Raw genomic sequence first — 18,929 nt, 5'->3', positions numbered from 1 at the left:
CTCCCTACGATCGTTTCGTTCAATTCACGATAGTTCATTCAATCGGTCAGCAATTCAACCAGGTAAAGGCTAAGCCAATTCTTCCTGCACAATTTCGGTTAGTACACCCTTGCGGTTGACAATGCTAATGGCAAATGCATCATAGCCGTCACGTTTCACCTGCTCAAAATCCATGCGCTCTCCCGTAATTAATTCGTAGGTTCCATCTTCATCTACATCTTCCCCGAACTCATCATCCCACGGCACGTTGTAAAAGGCAGATAGCTGTACTTCAAATATGTCTTCCCCTTCAACGTCCAGGTAGGGCCGTAACGGCCTGTTATTCAGGTCTTCCTCTGGATATGTCTCACACAACATCGCATCATAACCATGTTTGGCTGAATCGATGAGCAAGTAACGTTCCCCTGTTACGGTATGCTCTGCATATACAATGAGTGGTGTCGAATCATGCCAGGTTATCAGATCATCTTCGGTTAAGTCACCATAATAAAAGATATGGAACTTGTCATGTCCATCGCTCGTTTGCAACTTGCCTTTCCATTCGACTTCATGAATCTGAACATCCGAAATCTCCCGAACCAAACCTTCCAAATATGTAGGTCCTTTATGTACACCAAATAAATTCATCATCTCGCCTCCGCTTTATTCATTCGAATGGTTACGACTTTATGTTCTTCATCTACATCCAGCTTCACATCGATGTCTAACTTATCATGGAACAAAGCCGTAACGTTGATATAAGGATCACGAGCAGCTTCGCTGCCTCCATTACTAGAACGACTCATCCCCTGATGAATGATGGATTGGACCAGCTGTCCATCCCCTTTCCCAGTATTTTGATAAGTATAAATCACCTCTTTGTCCTTATTATAAAAATTCAACACCGTTGTAAAATCTTTGGCATTGGTATATTGCTTTTCGGATTTTACATATTCATTTTTTGTGGATTGATAGCTCACTTTACCCGCCAGATAGGGATTATCTTCACTGGGTCGAACATCAAACTCCTGATAAGCGATGTGAAAAAGGTATTGAATATGATTCATATCTACACGGTAATATAACTGCCTGTTGTCTTCCTCCTTGTCCATGGCAGCGAAACTGTTGATGAGCGGCCAGGCTTCATAGGATTTGCCATTCACGTCGACAGCAAGAGCATAATCAGAGAGTACCTTCTCTTTTTGAAACACACCATACGTCTGTAAAATGAAATAGGCTGGAATGAGTAATACGCCTATTATCACTGCAAATATCATAATCTTTAAACGGAATTTCATGATCATCCTCCTTTACGACTCGCGTTCTGCTGGTTTATCCAGTCTTATGCTGAAGTTTGGTCAATGTGCGGACAACCAGCTCCCTGTTCTTGGCGTTCTTAATATAAGCGGGAATGGAATGTGAAGCCGTTTTCACAGGTACATTTCCAGGTTTCACGCGCAAATCAGCCGAAATATATGAGATCAGATAGTTTAAATGCTCCCGATTAACAGCCCATACCACCTTACCTCTAACATAATCCAGAAAGTACAATTCCATATCAAACACAGGGTCGCGTCCATCCCGTAAATCGGGATAACACCCTTGAAATGCTGGCTTTTTATGTAATTCGACATGATTAATAGTCCCACAGTGCGGGCATTCGATATGTGACGATTTGTGAGTTATCTTTTTCTCATCCGTCACTTCAACATTGAACCAGCGCTCACACCGGAGGCAATTGTTCTTGGCATTGTACTGATATTCTGTCTCTTGAATTCCATGAGCATAACATTGCGAACATTTCCATGCTAGATGATCTTCTTCTAAGATAATAAAGGCGTGCCCGCTGCATTTTACATCTCACAACGACCTGCTCTCCCCGGCGAAGAACAGCGTAGAAGCTGTATTTATAAGCCCCTTCATCCTCGAAACGTTTCATTTTCAATCCCTGCCTTTCCCCTGCATGAAGATAATCGCTAAAAGCAATCACTCAGCATTTCCCAGTTGTTCTACCTAAAATTATATGTAAATCCAGTGATTAGCACAAGAAAACACAACGTAAAAAAGAGCACCTTATTCCAGATCATTATCTGAAAGGTACTCTTCTCCCCATTTAACTCAAGGAATCAAAGATCAAGTAAAAGCGATACTAGCAATCCCATCGAAGCGATAAAACCTACTACCGGCCCGCCTTCTTCGAACGCTTCCGGCATCATGGTGGAGCAGATCATTGCAATAATGCCTCCTCCGGCAAATGCCCCAATAGCCGCGGCCATCTCATCAGGAAGCTGCTCCAGGAACAGGTATCCTCCCAATGCTGCAAGTGCAGAGATGATCAGTACACCCAGCCACAAGAGAATAATCTTGGAGCGGGAGTATTTATTACGTTGAAGTCCAACCGTACTGGACAGACCCTCCGGAATATTACTCACAAAGATAGAAACAACCAACACCACACTGACACCGTTCCCGGCGAGTAGACTGGCCCCCAGCATGATTGATTCAGGAATAGCATCCATGACCGTCCCTGCAAAAATACCAAGTCCGCTCTGGCTGGAATCTCCCTTCCCGGCAATTTCCGAACGCTTGCGCCCTGCTCCCCCTTTACTGGAAATGAGCAAATCGAACAGCGTGTACACGACGGCCCCTGAGGTAAATCCAATGGCCGTCGGCACAATCCCCCCATCATTCAGAGCATCCCCAATTAATTCAAATGCAGCTGCACCAATCAGGGTCCCTGTACCAAAAGCCATGATCCAGCCAATAACTCGTTTCGGAATTTTCAGAAACAGCGCAGCAAGTGCTCCTATGACAACAGCTGAGGCGGAGATGCCGCCCCACATGAATGCAGTCCACATCCGGGATGACCCCTCTCATGTTCATATATGATCTATCACTCCATTAACCGGAGCATAGACAACAAAAACAGGGGACATGACCAGATTAATATAAAACCGCTAACTTTAAACCATCATTTTGCGTAGTGAAGATATATATCTTGAACGAATGACGAAGAAATAGAAGGTCTGTGCCAGCAGAAATGCACCAAACACGGTTAATACCGGAACAGTATAATTCGTAATACCGAATTCAGTCAGAAACGGCTTAACAACAACAAGCGTTTCAACAATTGAGATCAGGATTGGGAAGAAAAAGAGAACCGCGATCTGAATTGTGGATGATCGTTTCATCTCCTGAAAACTGAGACCCATTTTAGACAAGGAATGCACCATTTTCCCATCTGCCTCCAGATCCGTGTGCAGCCTGAAATAGAGAAAGCTGGCTGAGGAGATCGAGAAGATCAGTCCAATGAATATCCCCAAAAAGGTAAAGAGTGCCGTTGTCTGTCTGAATTCTTCGAAGTCAGCATATCGCGTCGTGAAAAAACCTGAAAAATCTTTATCATTAGAGTTATTTCTAATAATCTCATCCATGCCCTTCAGCCGATCACTTACCATCACTTCAGATGATTGCCGATCGGGCACCGATCCCCCCCATGAAGGGATATGATAAAGATATTTACCGGAAACAGCATCTTTGTCCAATTGTCCGGTAAGAGCTTTAAACTCTTCATCACTTACAATAACTAGGGCTGATGTATACAGAAGTCCATTGAATTCCGGTTCATTTTCAGTATATTTAATGTCGAGTGTAACAGGCCCTGAATTCATATCCAGCGTTAACTGATCGCCCTTGGCATAGGAACGAAATCTTTCTTCATGTCGAGGCTTCTCCACATTGCGTGAATCAATGAATATACTGGAATGAGCTGAGAGCGTATAGGTCGGTTTGTTCTGGATTGTGTTGAACTGGTTGAAATCACTTAGAGACATCACACTGATGCCGCTATCATCCGTACTTGTCCAAAAATATTCCAGATAAGCATTCTGATATTGAAGACCCGCAGCGTCAAGAACCTCATTGACGGGTGCCATGTTAGGTTCTTCCGATGCACTGTACACGTTATAACGAATCGGAAAATGATTGTCTCTAAATACTTGTCGATTCTGTTGATCCAGCGACAAAATGACCACTGCACTCATGGAAGCAATTGCAATAACCACCGTCACCATAAACAGCATGCGTGCGTTATCTTTTATTTTGTAACTCATCTCAGAAATCCATAGCAAGCGTGTACCATGCCACACCCGTTTGCGGTTACGTTTCAACAGACGAATACCCAGCACGGAAAGCTGCGAGTAAAAAAAATACGTACCTGCAATGCCTGTCACAGCAGCGATCAGAATACTCTCACTCGACAAACTACCGTAAAGCGCAAGGAATCCCGTAGCCAGAAACGCAAGCCCGAGAATAGAGAATATCCAAGATGCTTTAGGTTCCTTCTTGGGTTTGCTCGAACCCGTAAGCAGCTCCAAAGCTCGCTTATTCCCGATAAAGACCAATGTAAACAGGGAAATGCAAAAGAACAGTACTAAAAAAGCAATCACCGTAATCAACATGGCCTTCACAGGGAAATAAAAAGGCAGATCCTCCATACCGATAAATCGGGTGGTTAACATCAGGAACAGCTTGGATAATAACATGCCTCCACCTATTCCAGCCACAATGGACAGACATCCGATAAACATATTTTCCAGAATGACCAGCCTTCGAATCTGGCCCGGTTCCGCGCCCAAGATGGTTAGAATACCGAATTCCTTGTTCCGTGATTTCAGAAATGCACTAATGGAATACATAACAAAGAAGATCGCGAATACGTACACGATGACGGAGGCAACCTGCATTCCCGCTGCCGTAGTCTTGCCAATCGGCAATTTCTCAACAAACGGATGATAGATAAACATTGCATACGCGAAGAATATCATGACCATGAATGCACTACTTAGGAAAAAGGCGATGTACGCTCGCCCGTTTCGGCGAATGTTATTAAAGGCGAACTGAGGAAAGCTCATGCGAATTCCCTCCCCAGAAGGATAATGTATCAATAATCCGTTGAAAGAACGTCTGGCGGTTATCTCCACGATGCACTTCGGCTGCGAGCTTGCCATCCTTGATAAACACAATTCGATGGCAATAACTTGCGGCAAGTGGATCATGCGTGACCAGCATAATCGTTGTTTTCTCTTGCTGGTTGATCTGTTCAAGCGATTCCATTACCGCTTGAGATGAGGTGGAGTCCAATGCACCAGTCGGCTCATCGGCCAGTACAATGGATGGCATATTAATCATGGCCCTGGCAATGGCTGTACGCTGCCGCTGTCCACCCGAGATTTCATAAATGCGTTTATCCAGAATATGATCAATTCCAAGGTGAGTGGTAATCCGATTGAGTCTGCTCTCCATCTCCTTCAGCTTGACTTTGTCCAGCGTCAAGGGGAGTACTATATTTTCAGCAACGGTCAAGGTATCGAGCAGATTAAAATCCTGAAATACAAACCCGAGTTCCCTGCGTCGGAACATGGCAAGTTCTTTCTTTTTCATATCAAACGGATTCATGCCATTAATCAGCACCTTGCCTGAACTTGGTTCATCAATGGTCGAGACCATATTGAGCAACGTCGTTTTTCCACTTCCCGATGGTCCCATAATCCCTACAAATTCACCCTGCTTGATGGTCAGATGAATATCACTAAGGGCTTGAGTCTGCACTTTGCCCTGATACACTTTGTTTAGTGCCGAAACTTGTAACATTTCCATGGTGTTTCCCCTCCAACTAAACTATGCTTTCTTTTCATATCCTTATCCTAAACGACCTCCTACAACCCTGCTATCGATTTACCTTAAACTTTCCTTACACAGCGTTTAAGGTTATGTTCCCCCTTCTTCCTATTCCATAAAAAAAGCACTTCGCCCATAGGCAAAGCACTTCTATTTTCGATTCATCCAGCTGAATCGGACCAATGTTCCTTCATCCGGTTTGGAGAACAATTCAATCTGGTTACCCAAACGTGCACTGATCTCACGGACCAGATATAGTCCCATCCCTGTAGATTCATGATACTGTCTTCCCCGTTCTCCGGTGAAGTAAGGATTAAACACACGTTGAATATCTTCAGCCGATATGCCGATACCCTGATCCTGAATATCTAATACGATTCGTTCTTCCTTCATATAGGCAGTAATCATGACTTTTTTTCCTGATTTGCTATCTGAGTAATTGACGGCATTGGTCAAAATCTGGGTTAACATGAACCGCAGCCATTTGGAGTCACTATAAACTAGAAGTTCGTTGTCCATTTGGATAACCGGCGTAATTCCTCTGCGAATAAACAAACGTCGATTCTCAGCTACACTGCTTCGAACCACCTCGGGTAGAGACAAAAGCTCTACGCGAAAATCCCCTTCGAACTGTTCCAGACGTGAAGAATGAAGTACCATTTCCAACCCTTTGCGCATTTTATCCACCTCATCCTGTATACTGCCTGCAGTTTTATCATCATCCACATCTTCCAGGGTCAACTGAATAATGGACAAGGGTGTCTTCATCTGATGGACCCAACGATTCATGAATACAACCTGCTGCTCACTATGCATGCGCAATTGCCCCATCTCATGCTGACGGTTACGCTCCAGTTCATGCATCAATTCCTGTAAACAATTAGCCACAGGGGCATTACCAAGTGATTGGAAAGGCTCCTGTACCAGCCGTTGTGGCTGCTGGAGCACACGGTAATATGGATGAATCTGGAAATAACGTACGGTCAGATACACGAGCAATACCACTGTACTCAGAAACATGCCATAAAGTACAATCTTCATGGGGCGACCCTCACCTGAAAGCCAATATACACATGGGACAAGCAGCATCTGCAACAAATAAAATCCGATGAGGGGTAGCTGATCTCTTAAGAACAGTTTCATTGTCGGTCCTCTTGGACAGGTGACTCAAAATCAAGCAATCGGTAGCCCGCTCCGCGAACAGTTTCCAAAACCTCTTCAGCTCCCAGATCCTTCAGCTTGCGGCGAACACGAGTAATGTACACATTCAACGTATTATCATCAATAAAATGCTGATCTTCCCACATCAGTTCGAGCAAACGCTCACGGCCCACTACCCGGCCTGCCTTGGCCATCAGTGCCTCGACCAATACGGATTCCTTCTGTGTCAGCTCCACGGAACGACCATCGAACTCCAGTACATATCTTTCGGGGTACAGCAGCATAGAGCCATTTTTCACTTTCATTTCTGGTTGAACAGCTGCATACATCCCATATGCCCTACGCAGGTGACTACGAACTTTAGCAAGTACGACCTCATATTGAAAAGGCTTCGTAATATAATCATCCGCCCCATGCTCCAGCGCCATAACCTGATCCATGCCACTGTCACGAGCCGAAATAAATAGAATGGGACATATGGAATGCGAACGGATCTGTCTACACCAGTAGTAGCCATCAAATTGAGGCAGATTTACATCCATCAATACCAAATCCGGACCGAACTGCATGAATTCATCCAGAACATGACGGAAATCTGCCACAATCTGCACTTGAAAACCATTTCGGATCAGATATTCACCCAGCAATCCTGCGAGCTTCGCATCATCTTCAACCAGCAATATCGATTGCATCGTCAACCTTCTTTCCGTTCCCTGACATATCTTCTACATCTAGTTTACCATTCTAGTCAAAAACGGATTGGAAATAAAGGATCAGACCACCAAACGTCCACGTTTCTCTGCCAAGCCAATGGTCGCCTCCACTCCGGAATTAAATTCGAGAAAGTCCTGTTCTACCCCGTCACTGAAAATAACACCGTCCTCCGGCATCTGGGAGACAATCTGCAAAGGCTGTTTTGGATGAATCTGTCCAAACACGAGATTGGCTGCAGTCGTCCGGCTAGGGAAGGGTTCACGTACAGTAAAATACAGATAAGGCGCATCCCAGCCAAAGTGATTCATGTCGCTCATGCTCCCTTGTGCAGATGCTGTCGCGGCGATATGTGCTTCTGAATAACCTTTCCCTCTAGGGTTCGAGTTTGAATGAGAGCTTCTACTGTCTCTATCGGGGATGAACGCTTCACCCGATTGGATGTGCAGCCATGCTTCCGAGCCCACGACTCCAGCAGCACCTGCCAGCACACTTTTGAACCAGCCCGTCGATCCCATTCCCGTGGATACAATTACTCCGCTGGAGGATTGTTGTTCTACCGATGAACCCATGCGAACTTCATAACGAGCAGATACATGCGTCTTTCTACCAATGAACAGATCGTTGACGCCATAAAGATACTGCCCATCATTCAGCTCCACTTTGGCCAACGTCACTTCTTTCAGGGAGCGGCGTTTACGAATAACATCAGGAATTATGAAGCTCAGATCCTCTACCGTAAATGGCAGCAATACCCCGTCCCAACGCATGGGGTCAGGATTCACACCAATGAGCGGCTGCTCGGTTACATACTTGAGCGTATTGGCAACAAGTCCATCCTGTCCGATTACTACCACAATGTCCTGTGCTCCAAAAATAAAGTTGGGCACATGTTCCCGATCAATAGTCTGAACCCGGCCCAGTTGGCTGAGCTGCTGCTGGGCCTGCTTCACGGAATGATGATAACGTCTGTCCTCCTCCAGGTAATCACTGAAGTCTGCTCCCAGGCGTTCGATATAGAACTGGGCTTGTTGGACCGTGTTATAACGGACCACCAATTCTTCCAGCCTCGTTCTGCGTTTGACCAGAATCAACTTGTATTCGGTCATAGGTTCTCCTCCCGCAGTGTGTGCAGCTTCAGACTGGCTTGCCTTCCCAAGTCTCATCGTGCCCGACCTCCCTGCTGCTCTCTTGTCGGTGGATTCATCAATCCTTGCAGCAGATCAGGTGAAATGTTAAGCTGTCCAATTTTCCCGGCATTCTCAGCCAGCTCCTGGAATGCAAGGGCAATCAGTTTATCCGAGTTCATACCCATGTTAGCCATCGCCTGTAGCACGCTAGGTTCCACCTGTTGTAACGAGTTCATCACGGCAGCAATTTCATAGGCTTTGGCATCAGCTTCGGCATTCTGATTGGCAATCGTTAATTCTATAAGCTGTTGTTTCCGTTCCTCCATCGCCGTATTGAATTGAAGCTGTTCCTGTTCCATCTCATTCTGTTTCTGTTTCACTGAGCGCTCGGCATGTAATTGCGTTTCTCGAATCTGCTGTTTCTTCGTCTCAACGGCAATTTCCGTGTTTAGTTCGTTCTCCTTCACTTTCCGCTCCTGTTCAATGGATGCATTACGACGTACATACAGCGCTTCGTCGGCTTGGCGTAAAATCTCTTCCCGCGCTTGTGCTTCCAGTGCACGCATCGTCTCTTTATTAGGCAAAATAGCCAGAATGGATAAACTCATCAGTTCTACGCCCAATTTCTCCAGTTCCTCACTCTGCACCACTTCCCGTTTCATGCTGCTAGCCAGCCGTTCACTCGATTGAATGGCTTCCTTCAGGGGCATTTGCTCCAGATGTTTTTTGGTCAGAACTTTGGCGGTCGTAATTACACGTTGATCCAACTTGCCAGGATCGTCGGAGATATATCTGTTTTTGCGCAAATTGTACGTGTAGTTCAAGCTTTGGGTGATTTTCATATAATCAACGATACGATAACTCAGTTGACCCTGAACCGTAACTGTTTGATAATCGGCTGTTATTTCTTCGAACATAAAGGGCACATCCACCGAAGATACAGGCAGAACCACCACCGATGTCGTCGGCTCATAATAGTAGAAAGACAAACCTACACCTTGACGTTGCACCTGCCCATTCTTCACTTTCATTACGTACTCACTGGGTTGAAACTTCACGAATCGGAATCCAAACATCGCTCATTCCCCATTTCTTAATATTGTCGTTTTGATATTATCGAAATGATAACAAACAACTTCGATATTGTCAATATGACATTAACAACTTTTTTTTGCTTTTATATCAAAAAAAGACCTACCTTAGGCAGAAGCCTTAAAGCAGGTCGATTTTCTATAATTATAGTCAGTAATGACAACTCATTATGGGTTAAGTTATGCGAGGCGCTAGCCTATATTAGAAGTCATCACCTCGTTAAACAACGTTCATCATTTATTTGTTTTGTTCAGCGCTCTTCAAGATCAGATCAACAAACAAATCAATCTGGGCAGTAATGGCGATTGGATCATATCGATAGAATGTGTCAAAATCATTCTCGAAGAATCGGTGATTCTTCACCGCATCCAGCCCATTCCATACTTTGGACTGTTTGAATTCCTTCAGCGCTTCGCCTTTTTTCTCAGGATCGTACACCGTCATGAACATGTAATCAGTAGCATATTCAGGCAATACTTCGAGCGATAGCTGCACGGTCTGATTGTCTTTGCTCACTTTGCTAGGCATTTTCAGCTTCAAAGCATTGTATACAACTTGTCCGCCCCGGCCTGCGTTGTCGCCAAAGATCCATAGATCTCCTTTGTCCGTCAACTCGTATAATCCAGCGGTCGTATTTTCGTCCACGATGCCTTTCAGCTTCTCGCGTCCTGCTGCCGCCTTTTTCTCATAATCGGCAATGAACGCCTTCGCCTGATCAGGTTGACCAATCAAATCACCAAATAGCTCCACGGTCTTGTAGATATCTGTCGCTGTACCATATGGGATATGCACTGTTGGTGCGATTTTGGATAGTTCCTCGTAGTTATCATCATACATGACAACGATCAAGTCAGGCTGTAATTCCAGCGTCTTCTCCACGTTCACCGGATAACCCACATCTGTGGTGTCTTTCAGCTTGTCCTTAATGAACGGGTTATCAAAGGCACTTGGCTCTACACCAATTAAGTTACCGCCTACAGACAGAATCTCGCCCCCGTAGTAATCGGTCACGATGCGTTTCGGGTGTGCAGGAATGGTAACCGTCCCTTTATCCGTCTCATATTCACGTGTTTCACTTTCCGCTGATTCATTCTGAGCTGTATCGGTTCCAGTGGATTCCTGATTCTCAGTCGTCTGTCCTGAGCCGCTCCCCGTTTCATCCGTTGTCTTTTCTGCATTTCCGCAACCCGCAAGAACTAGCGTAAACACAATAAATAACGTGCAAATGGAAAGAATCGATTTGGATTTAAACATAAACATGATGCCCCCTATAATTCAACACTTTTATGATAATGGTAATCATTATCATTGGAATCATAGCAGAATTGATTACTAACTGTCTACCATTTTAATTGAAATCCATAAACATAGGGATCGAGTCAGAAAGACCCGATCCCTATATCATATAAACACTTAAAATTTATAAATCTGCTCCATCATTCTGGCTACAGCGACTGCACCCTGTGCACGATTAGCATGCAGTTTAGGCGCAAACGAGCCATCTGCCATTCCTTTAAGCAGGCCTTGCTCCTGCATCGCTGCAACAGCTTGTTTTGCATATTCAGCGATATCTGCGTTGTCATTAAATGTGGTGCTGTTGGTTGTTGTATCAACGGTTGTACTGGTGTTCTGCTTCATGACCTGTACCGCACGGTTTAACATTACCGCCATGTCCTCACGGGTAATACGTTCATTTGCTGCAAACGAACCGTCTGCTCGGCCTTGCACGATTCCCATCTCCAAACCAAGACGTACGGAATCTGAATACCACTGATCATTCTTCACATCCATTGGAGCTGAAGTGGATGTATCCGGCAAACGTGATTCGCCAATTCCCTTCATGATCATTTGCAGAAATTGTACACGTGTCAGTTCTGCTTGCGGACTGAATCGGGTATCTGTCATGCCTGAAATGATTCCTTTTCCATACAGATTCTGAATCTCTTTAATGGCCCAGGAGTAGGATTGCAAATCATTCAACGGCACCTGCACTTCAGTAATCACGAAACGGCCTGATTGAAGCGGCTTGAAAGCAAGACTTTGGGTCATTTCATCATATTGAGTAAAGGTTACCGGTTTCATTTCACCATTTGGCAAAAGGGATTGGATAGCCAGCACATTGTCTTCTGCATTTGAATTTTGCACATTAGACATCGCTATTTCAATGGATCTGTCAGTCCACTGTAACAGCTGTCCGTTTAACAAGAGATCCACGCTGACCACCACGTTGCGGTTACCGATGGCTTCCTGTTGCGCTTCAGACAGATTGGCTGTGGAGTCTTCGGTTAGAATGACATCCATTGTATCCCCATCTTCATTACGAGCATCCTTCAATAAATTTAACGGGATACGGACAGATGTCTGTTTCATGACGAGCTCCAGCGACTGTAATGCCTGAGTACGTGCCCATTCCTGAAGTTGATTTGCATTGAGCTGGAAGGTCACAGCCTTTGTATCCTTGGGAACATCTGCAATCAAGGTTAGCTTTTTGCTGCCTGCTCCCATTCCTTCAATCATTTGAGACAACTGTTTCATCTCAGGTTGAATCACATAGGTGCCCGCTCCGGTACTTGTCCCTTTGAATGTAATGGAACCACTTTCTCCTGGATTACCGGATTCGACAGGTGGCGTTACAGGAGGATTGCCGGAATTCTGGGATGATCCAGGCGTGGAAGGCTGTGCAGGTTGACCTGGCTGTGATGGCTGACCCGGGGTCAGCTCTTGCCGTACAAGCTGACTAACCGCCTCTTTCAATGCGTTATCCGCAGCACTGATTTCCTGTGCGCTGGCTTCTGCATCATCCATAAGCACATGAGCAAACGACAATGCCTGTGCAAACACATTCCAGCTTGCGGCCGTGTAATTACTTTGATGCAGCTTCGCAGCGGAATTCAATGTAGCCTCCAGGGCAGATTTGTCAGCCGGGAACATGCCATAAGCTTCAAAATCCATAAAGCCTACCCACTGAGAACCAGCGGTAATGGTCAGTTTAATATAACGTGCCTCCGTGCCTGCGGGCAGGATATGTCTTGGACTGGTGGATACAACCACATCACTTGTTGTATCCACGACTTTGACAAAGTTCTTGTTATCGTTGGATACTTCGATCTTGTATTTAATGCCTCCACTCCACATGGACATTTCCAGCTTACGGATCACAGCGGTCGCCCCCAGATCCACTTGCCACCAACTATCCACACTTTGGTCTGTTCCCCATGAAGTAGTGGGGTCACTGTCAATCGCTCCCCCAGGCGAGTTGTCTTTTCCACCACCAGTACCGGCACTGCTTGATGCGGTAGCTGTTTTACCTGTTGTTAATGCCTCCAGCAAAACAAGGTTGTTATGGGCTTTCTGAAGTATTGTCAGAGCCTCCTGCACTTCCGATTGTATGGCATCCTGCTTGTCTCTGACCGTGATTGCCGATAACAATGCCGCTTTCAGGTTTGCCCAGCTTCGCTGAGTATACGAAGATTCGGTCAGCTGCTGGATTTCACCGATAAACTGTGTCAGCTCCGTTTTGTCTACGTTGGACAACCCATGGATGGCTGCTTCCACTTGTTTTGCTGCTGTATTCACTTCGGTCTGGGTGGCTCTTGGATCTGTCATAACCTGTTCTGCACGAGTAAGAGCCTTGGTCAGAACAGCCCATGTTGCAGCAGACCAATCTGCTTGTTTATATGTTTTGGCTTCGGCAATGATTGCCTCGAGACCGTTCCGATTCGCCGCTATAACATCAAGCTGCTGCATAACCTCATGAAGAGCGGCAGTCGCAGCGTCCGTATCCTGTTGGGTTATACCACCAGATGTATAAGCCAATTTGTACGTATTCTCAGCTGCTGCAATGGCTGGAGCGAGTGTGGTCCAGCTTTCAGATGTAAAATCACTGGATTCCAGCGCCTTTGCACGTGTAATCGCTGCCGACAGCTCTTTCCGATCTGCGGGCAGATTGTCCAGGCCGCGTTTGTACACATCCAGCGATGGCAGGGCACGCCCTTCATACGAGTAACCGCCATTCGCCGGATATTCGTCATAATCGAACATGGCGTGATTCTCCCATGCGTCTCCCTCGGAAGCAATCCAGCCTACATTGGCCGCAATCCATGCAGGCTCCCAATAGAAGAACCCCGCTCCCTTCTGATTTGGAACTTGTGAGATCATGTCCATAATGCCTGCAATCGCATCATATTGTCCCTGCACAGTTGCCGGGAAGGTAGCACCTCCCACATTCAGCGTTTCCGGATTGCCAATAATATTGCCGTGAGCGTCCCCGTTTTTATACGAGAAAGGGTAGGACGTCTCAGCGATAATGACTTCTTTTCCATATTTCGCGGATACCTCATTCATCGTTTTGCGCACATCTGCGAATGTTCCGTGCCAGAATGGATAATAGGAAAGGCCGATAATATCGTACTCCAAATGACGTTTCTGCAATTCACCGAAGTACCAGTCAAATGTATCGGCTTTCCCCCCTTCAGCCAGGTGGATCATGATTTGAACCTGATCTCCGCCTTGGATACTTCGAACGCCATCCACTCCTCGCTGAAGTAAGGCAACGTTCTCATCAAAGTCGACATTACTCTTCAATCCATTTAACACGCCGCTATTGATTTCGTTACCGATCTGTACCATGTCGGGCATCGCGCCCACATCCTTCATCTCGCCTACCACTTCACGCGTGTAATCATATACAGCTGTCTTCAGTTCATCAAATGAAAGGTTTTCCCAGGCCTTCGGACGAAGCTGTTGACCGGGATGAGCCCATTCATCGGAATAATGGAAGTCGAGCAGGATCTTCATGCCTTTCTCTTTTACCCGCTGGGCCAGACGAATCACATCTTCTTTGTCGTTGTACCCATTGGATTTCTGTGGATCATTCCACAGTCGAAGCCGCACATAGTTCACGCCACGATCTTTGAGAATATCGAGCAGATCGCGTTCTGCTCCATTGCTGTCCAGATAATAACCTCCATTATCCTCAATGGCTGTTAACGTGGAAATATCCACCCCTCTGACAAAATCACTGCGATATCCTTCTACCGTAACGGTAGCTTCAGGTTGAATGGGAGCCCCATATACATCACCCGTAACGGTAAAGCTGCCTGCTGATGCATATTGTGAAGGGGCAACTTCCTCCCATGCCACCGGGACAAGGCCCGATTTCCCGTTCTGGTAATGTGCCGTGACTTTTGCTGGCAGAACAGGAGCAGTACGACTTACGGTAGACACGTTGACTGGATCATATTTCACGATGTCTGCCGGGTTCCGTACCTCTTCCTCTCCCCAGATTTGAAACTCGGAAATGCCAGGCCACCAGTCGGTACCAGCATAATAAGGAATCGTGACCTTCACATACTGAACCGCATCTGCCTGAAAATCCAGATTGACCTGTGATTCCGCTTTATCGTTGGCAGAGTGATCTGCCACAGATGTCCATGTATTTCCGTCCTCAGAAACTTCAACCAAAAACTTCACAACCTCGTTTTCATCCTTCCACTTTAGTTCCGCACCGGAAAGGTTGTATGAAGCCCCCAAGTTTACCGTCAGCCAATGCGGTTGATCTACTGAAGTAGGACTGTCCGCACTCCATTTTGTATTTCCATTGCCATCCACCGCTTTTTCTTTATAGCCCTCCCATTGTAGATCTTCTGAGCTGACCGTAACCGCCTTATTCAGCGCAACGTTTACTTTCGCCGCTGCCGCTGCGGGCCGAACTACCAGACCCAAATCACAGAACAACATCAGTAATACGAGACAGCCGCTTATGTATCTTTTGTGCACGCTTGATCTCCCCCTTATCATTTGTTTGGTCACCTTTGAACAATGAATGTTGTAAATCATTATCATTGTAAGCGCTTTACATCAAACGAGGACACGGTATTATGCCAAGGAAACAGCAGTTATTTTAACACATCGAATGGTAATTCCTTGCTCACTGTGGATCGATTCCCATTCCTAACAAAAAAAATCTGTCCCTCTGCCTGATTAGGCAGATTGGAACAGATTTTAGCCTTACTATATGCTTACTTGCTGAGCTTCAGCTCCAGTTGAACCTGAATGTCATTTTCAGTAGAAAGGACCACCGAATGTGGATTCTCCATACCAAAATCTTCAAAGGTAACCATCGTTGTGGCGGACAACAACACCTGATCATTTTCGTAAGCAGCTTTTACGTCAAACGTAACCTCTTTCTCAATCCCTTTTACCGTTAGGGTTCCGTTCATTTTAAAGTCTACGGTCTGCCCTGCCGGCCATTCCGTTGGTACACCTTCAAATGAGGTAGCCGTAAATGCAGCTTGTGGATGGGTGGAAACATCGAAGAAATCAGCTTCTTTCACATGTCCATCCCGCTGGCTATTGCCTGAATCAATGTCACTCATCTCGATCTGTCCATCCGCTTTCATCTGGGACGCATCGTCTACATTAAGAGTCAAGTTACCACTAACCTGCTCGTCCGCAAAATTGACCGTCTCCCGGGATGTCGTTACCGAAAAATATACTTTCGAACCTTCGCTGATGCTCCAGTCTCCATTCAATTGCTCTGCTCCCGCTGCAACGTTAGAAACGCTTGTACCGCTATCCGATCCGGCTTCCGTTGTGGAAGCTGCAGTGCTGGCAGGCAGCACCTGTTCAATCTCAACATTGTTGCCCAGGTAACTGTTCGCGAAATAGTACCCTCCGCCCCCAAGAATGACGATTGCTGCCGCTCCTGAGATCATCCATGTTTTTGTCTTCTTATTCATCTCTATTTCCTCCAATGGGTAACTGTATAAGTTGGTTATTTATCAGCATCTTACCAGCCCAATGTGTCAGGATGACGTCAAGAAATGATGTGCAACGCATTTTTTTCTGAAAATAATTGCCTCATTGGCATTGTGCTTCCGCTCATGTAAAATCAGTACACAAGCTTCTGAAGTGAAAGGAGACACCTTCTTGAAATCCATACTTATCGTCGAAGATGAACAAGCCATTGCCCGTGTGCTGGCTGCCTATCTTCGAAAAGCGGGATTCGACGTTCGTCATGCAGCGGATGGCCCCACCGCCCTAACTTTATTTGATTCGGATGTGCCTTCCTTGGTATTGCTGGATGTGATGCTGCCCGGAATGGACGGTTGGGATCTGCTACGAATCATCCGCCAAAAAAGTGCTTGTCCCGTCATCATGTTAACAGCACTGGATGATATTCAGGACCGTCTTAATGGGCTGAATGCCGGTGCTGACGATTATATGAGCAAACCCTTTGTGCCTGAGGAAGTGGTCGCCAGAGTCAATGCTGTGCTTCGCCGCAATCCACACTGGACAGCTGAAGGTGAAGGCAAACGTTATTTTGGTAATCTGGTCATTGATCTGGCTGCCAAACAGGTACTTTTGAACGGTGCCGAGGTTGCACTCACACCACGTGATTTGTCACTGCTCCTGTTTCTATCAGAATACCCCAACCGCACATTCACCCGGGACCATCTGATTGAACAGGTATGGGGCATGGATTATGACGGAAGTGACCGGGCTGTGGACCTGTCGATCAAACGGCTGCGTCAGGCGTTATCCCACTGGCTGCCTGAAACGGGAGAAATCCGGACTTTACGGGGAATGGGGTATCAATTTTGGATCGCCAACTAAAACGAAGTACAACCAAACGTAAAACATCCATTCTGTCCTACTGGACGCTTCGATATTTTCTAATCCTCTGCTTTGGTTTCACCATTATTGTTGCAGGGGCACTTTACTGGATCAGAACTACTTCCATTGAAAAAGGTCTCAAAACGGCCCAGCTGCTAGGGTTGGAAATTGCCGAAAAGGTAACGGGAGCGGAAAACAAACTGCATATTCCCCCGGATCTCGACAGGCTCGTAGACAAGCGAACCAAGCTTTTCAATACAGATAATTACTTTTGTATTATGGTGCTTGACAACAATAATCAATTGATCTACTCCAAACCAAAAATGACGCAGCAAGATGTATATAATCGGCTGTCTGATGACCTACGCGAACCAAGAAACAAAAAATTCGCCGGGGTGACGGTCAACGTCACAGATGACGATCAGACACTCGGTAAAGTGTGGGTCATGCAGTCCAAAAAGTCCATTGCATACAATCCGGAAACGATGCTTGTGGTAAGCATCCTGTTCGTGGCTTTAATTCTGTGTGGTTGGTTTACAATCTACCTCCTGTCCCGCAAGCTCTCCAGGCCTATTCGTCAAGTCGCCCATGCCGCAGAGCAGATTCGAAACGGAAACTATGAAGTCAATTTGGATCTGAACACACGAGAACGGGAGATGAATGAACTCGTTGAATCTTTTCGCGAGATGTCTATCCGTTTGCAGCAATTAGAGGAATGGCGTGCCCTGTCACTTGCTGGGGTAACCCATGAATTGAAAACACCGGTAACGTCCATTAAAGGACTCGTGATGGCTGTCCGGGACGATATTGTCAGTCCGGAGGAAGCGAAGGAATTCCTGGACATCGCACTCAAAGAATCGGAACGAATGGAGCGTATGGTCGCTGACCTGCTGGATTACAATGCGATGAGCGCTGGAAGTGTTGCTGTTCGTCGGGAACGCATAGATCTGAATTTGCTGGTGGGTGAAATTATGTATCAGTGGAAAATCGCTTATGAGGACAAGTCTCCCGAGATTGAATTGCACACACCTTCATGTACGCTTTATACCATCGGTGATGCCCTTCGCATTCAGCAGATTATTGTCAACCTGCTCAATAATGGACTGCAAGCAGCCGCTTCCGATCAAGCTGCCGTCTTTCATATCCGTTTGCGCGCTGAGGCGGACAACTTGTTTGTTGATGTGCAGGATAACGGTACGGGTATCACTAAAGAAGATCAACCCAAGATCTTCGAACGTTTCTACCGTGGTGAGATCAAAAAACGCCGTACCCGCGGGTTAGGTCTGGGACTAACCTATAGCCGCTTGCTTGCTCGAGCTCAGGAAGGGGATTTATCCCTGACCTCCAGCAGTCCTGAAGGCAGCCTTTTCACCTTAACTTTGCCACGATGGTCTGGTCCTGAAAAAACAGAGATAGAACCATCTTACCGCGCAACGGCTAACGCGTAGCAGGACACGATGTCTGCATCTTATAAACGGACTTTCTTCATCTGCCACAGAACCAAGAACAAACGCCCCATGTAAATTGCTGAAATATCGAATAGCCCGACATTCCTTCATA

The 18,929-nt window shown here is 46.1% G+C and carries 15 protein-coding genes; 2 read left to right on the top strand and 13 right to left on the bottom strand.

The features are described from left to right. Window positions 1-69 precede the first annotated feature (69 nt). The 13 genes from MHB84_RS24450 to MHB84_RS24390 all read right to left on the bottom strand — a co-directional run bounded on the left by MHB84_RS24450 (window position 70) and on the right by MHB84_RS24390 (window position 16,492). The gene (locus MHB84_RS24450; protein WP_143764673.1) at window positions 70-627 is read right to left on the bottom strand and encodes a hypothetical protein; all 558 of its coding nucleotides are present in this window, start codon (window positions 625-627) and stop codon (window positions 70-72) included. Continuing rightward, on the bottom strand, window positions 627-1,277 hold the full coding sequence (locus MHB84_RS24445) for a hypothetical protein (protein ID WP_076289016.1): 651 nt from the start codon (window positions 1,275-1,277) through the stop codon (window positions 627-629). Before MHB84_RS24445 ends, MHB84_RS24450 begins: the two co-directional genes overlap by 1 nt. 34 nt (window positions 1,278-1,311) lie before the next feature. Further along, window positions 1,312-1,536 carry a hypothetical protein gene (locus tag MHB84_RS24440; protein ID WP_341143070.1) on the bottom strand — a complete coding sequence of 75 codons (225 nt, stop codon included), beginning with the start codon at window positions 1,534-1,536 and terminating at the stop codon, window positions 1,312-1,314. A gap of 569 nt (window positions 1,537-2,105) precedes the next feature. After that, window positions 2,106-2,837 carry a ZIP family metal transporter gene (locus MHB84_RS24435; protein ID WP_076289015.1) on the bottom strand — a complete coding sequence of 244 codons (732 nt, stop codon included), beginning with the start codon at window positions 2,835-2,837 and terminating at the stop codon, window positions 2,106-2,108. A gap of 105 nt (window positions 2,838-2,942) precedes the next feature. Continuing rightward, window positions 2,943-4,892 (bottom strand): ABC transporter permease, encoded by a 1,950-nt coding sequence (locus MHB84_RS24430; protein ID WP_076289014.1) that lies wholly within the window; start codon window positions 4,890-4,892, stop codon window positions 2,943-2,945. After that, window positions 4,867-5,637: an ABC transporter ATP-binding protein gene (locus MHB84_RS24425; protein ID WP_076289013.1), complete on the bottom strand. Its 771-nt coding sequence runs from the start codon at window positions 5,635-5,637 to the stop codon at window positions 4,867-4,869. Before MHB84_RS24425 ends, MHB84_RS24430 begins: the two co-directional genes overlap by 26 nt. Before the next feature lie 171 nt (window positions 5,638-5,808). After that, the gene (locus MHB84_RS24420; RefSeq protein ID WP_076289012.1) at window positions 5,809-6,801 is read right to left on the bottom strand and encodes a sensor histidine kinase; all 993 of its coding nucleotides are present in this window, start codon (window positions 6,799-6,801) and stop codon (window positions 5,809-5,811) included. Continuing rightward, window positions 6,798-7,511 (bottom strand): response regulator transcription factor, encoded by a 714-nt coding sequence (locus tag MHB84_RS24415; protein ID WP_076289011.1) that lies wholly within the window; start codon window positions 7,509-7,511, stop codon window positions 6,798-6,800. The genes MHB84_RS24420 and MHB84_RS24415 overlap by 4 nt, the downstream gene beginning before the upstream one ends. 81 nt (window positions 7,512-7,592) lie before the next feature. After that, window positions 7,593-8,696, bottom strand: a complete 1,104-nt coding sequence (locus tag MHB84_RS24410; RefSeq protein ID WP_179087158.1) for a sugar kinase — start codon at window positions 8,694-8,696, stop codon at window positions 7,593-7,595. Further along, entirely contained in the window at window positions 8,693-9,736 is a 1,044-nt protein-coding gene (locus MHB84_RS24405) for an SPFH domain-containing protein (protein ID WP_076289010.1), read from the bottom strand. The genes MHB84_RS24410 and MHB84_RS24405 overlap by 4 nt, the downstream gene beginning before the upstream one ends. A gap of 253 nt (window positions 9,737-9,989) precedes the next feature. After that, the gene (locus MHB84_RS24400; RefSeq protein ID WP_076289009.1) at window positions 9,990-11,006 is read right to left on the bottom strand and encodes an iron-hydroxamate ABC transporter substrate-binding protein; all 1,017 of its coding nucleotides are present in this window, start codon (window positions 11,004-11,006) and stop codon (window positions 9,990-9,992) included. A 159-nt stretch (window positions 11,007-11,165) separates the two neighbouring features. Then, window positions 11,166-15,530, bottom strand: coding sequence for a glycosyl hydrolase 53 family protein (locus MHB84_RS24395; protein WP_076289008.1), 4,365 nt, complete (start codon window positions 15,528-15,530; stop codon window positions 11,166-11,168). 242 nt (window positions 15,531-15,772) lie between these two features. Next, the gene (locus MHB84_RS24390; RefSeq protein ID WP_076289007.1) at window positions 15,773-16,492 is read right to left on the bottom strand and encodes a YceI family protein; all 720 of its coding nucleotides are present in this window, start codon (window positions 16,490-16,492) and stop codon (window positions 15,773-15,775) included. A 190-nt stretch (window positions 16,493-16,682) separates the two neighbouring features. Between MHB84_RS24390 and MHB84_RS24385 the strand changes: the two genes are divergently transcribed. Together MHB84_RS24385 and MHB84_RS24380 are read left to right on the top strand one after the other, a co-directional pair. Beyond that, the gene (locus MHB84_RS24385; protein WP_076289006.1) at window positions 16,683-17,369 is read left to right on the top strand and encodes a response regulator transcription factor; all 687 of its coding nucleotides are present in this window, start codon (window positions 16,683-16,685) and stop codon (window positions 17,367-17,369) included. Then, on the top strand, window positions 17,354-18,817 hold the full coding sequence (locus MHB84_RS24380; RefSeq protein ID WP_076289005.1) for a HAMP domain-containing sensor histidine kinase: 1,464 nt from the start codon (window positions 17,354-17,356) through the stop codon (window positions 18,815-18,817). Before MHB84_RS24385 ends, MHB84_RS24380 begins: the two co-directional genes overlap by 16 nt. Window positions 18,818-18,929: the final 112 nt, after the last annotated feature.

Source organism: Paenibacillus sp. FSL F4-0087, from assembly GCF_038020215.1.
In the GTDB taxonomy this organism is placed as follows: Bacteria; Bacillota; Bacilli; order Paenibacillales; family Paenibacillaceae; genus Paenibacillus; species Paenibacillus taichungensis.
The sequence above is the reverse complement of the archived record's forward strand: the minus strand, read 5'-3'. Positions and strand labels throughout refer to the sequence as shown.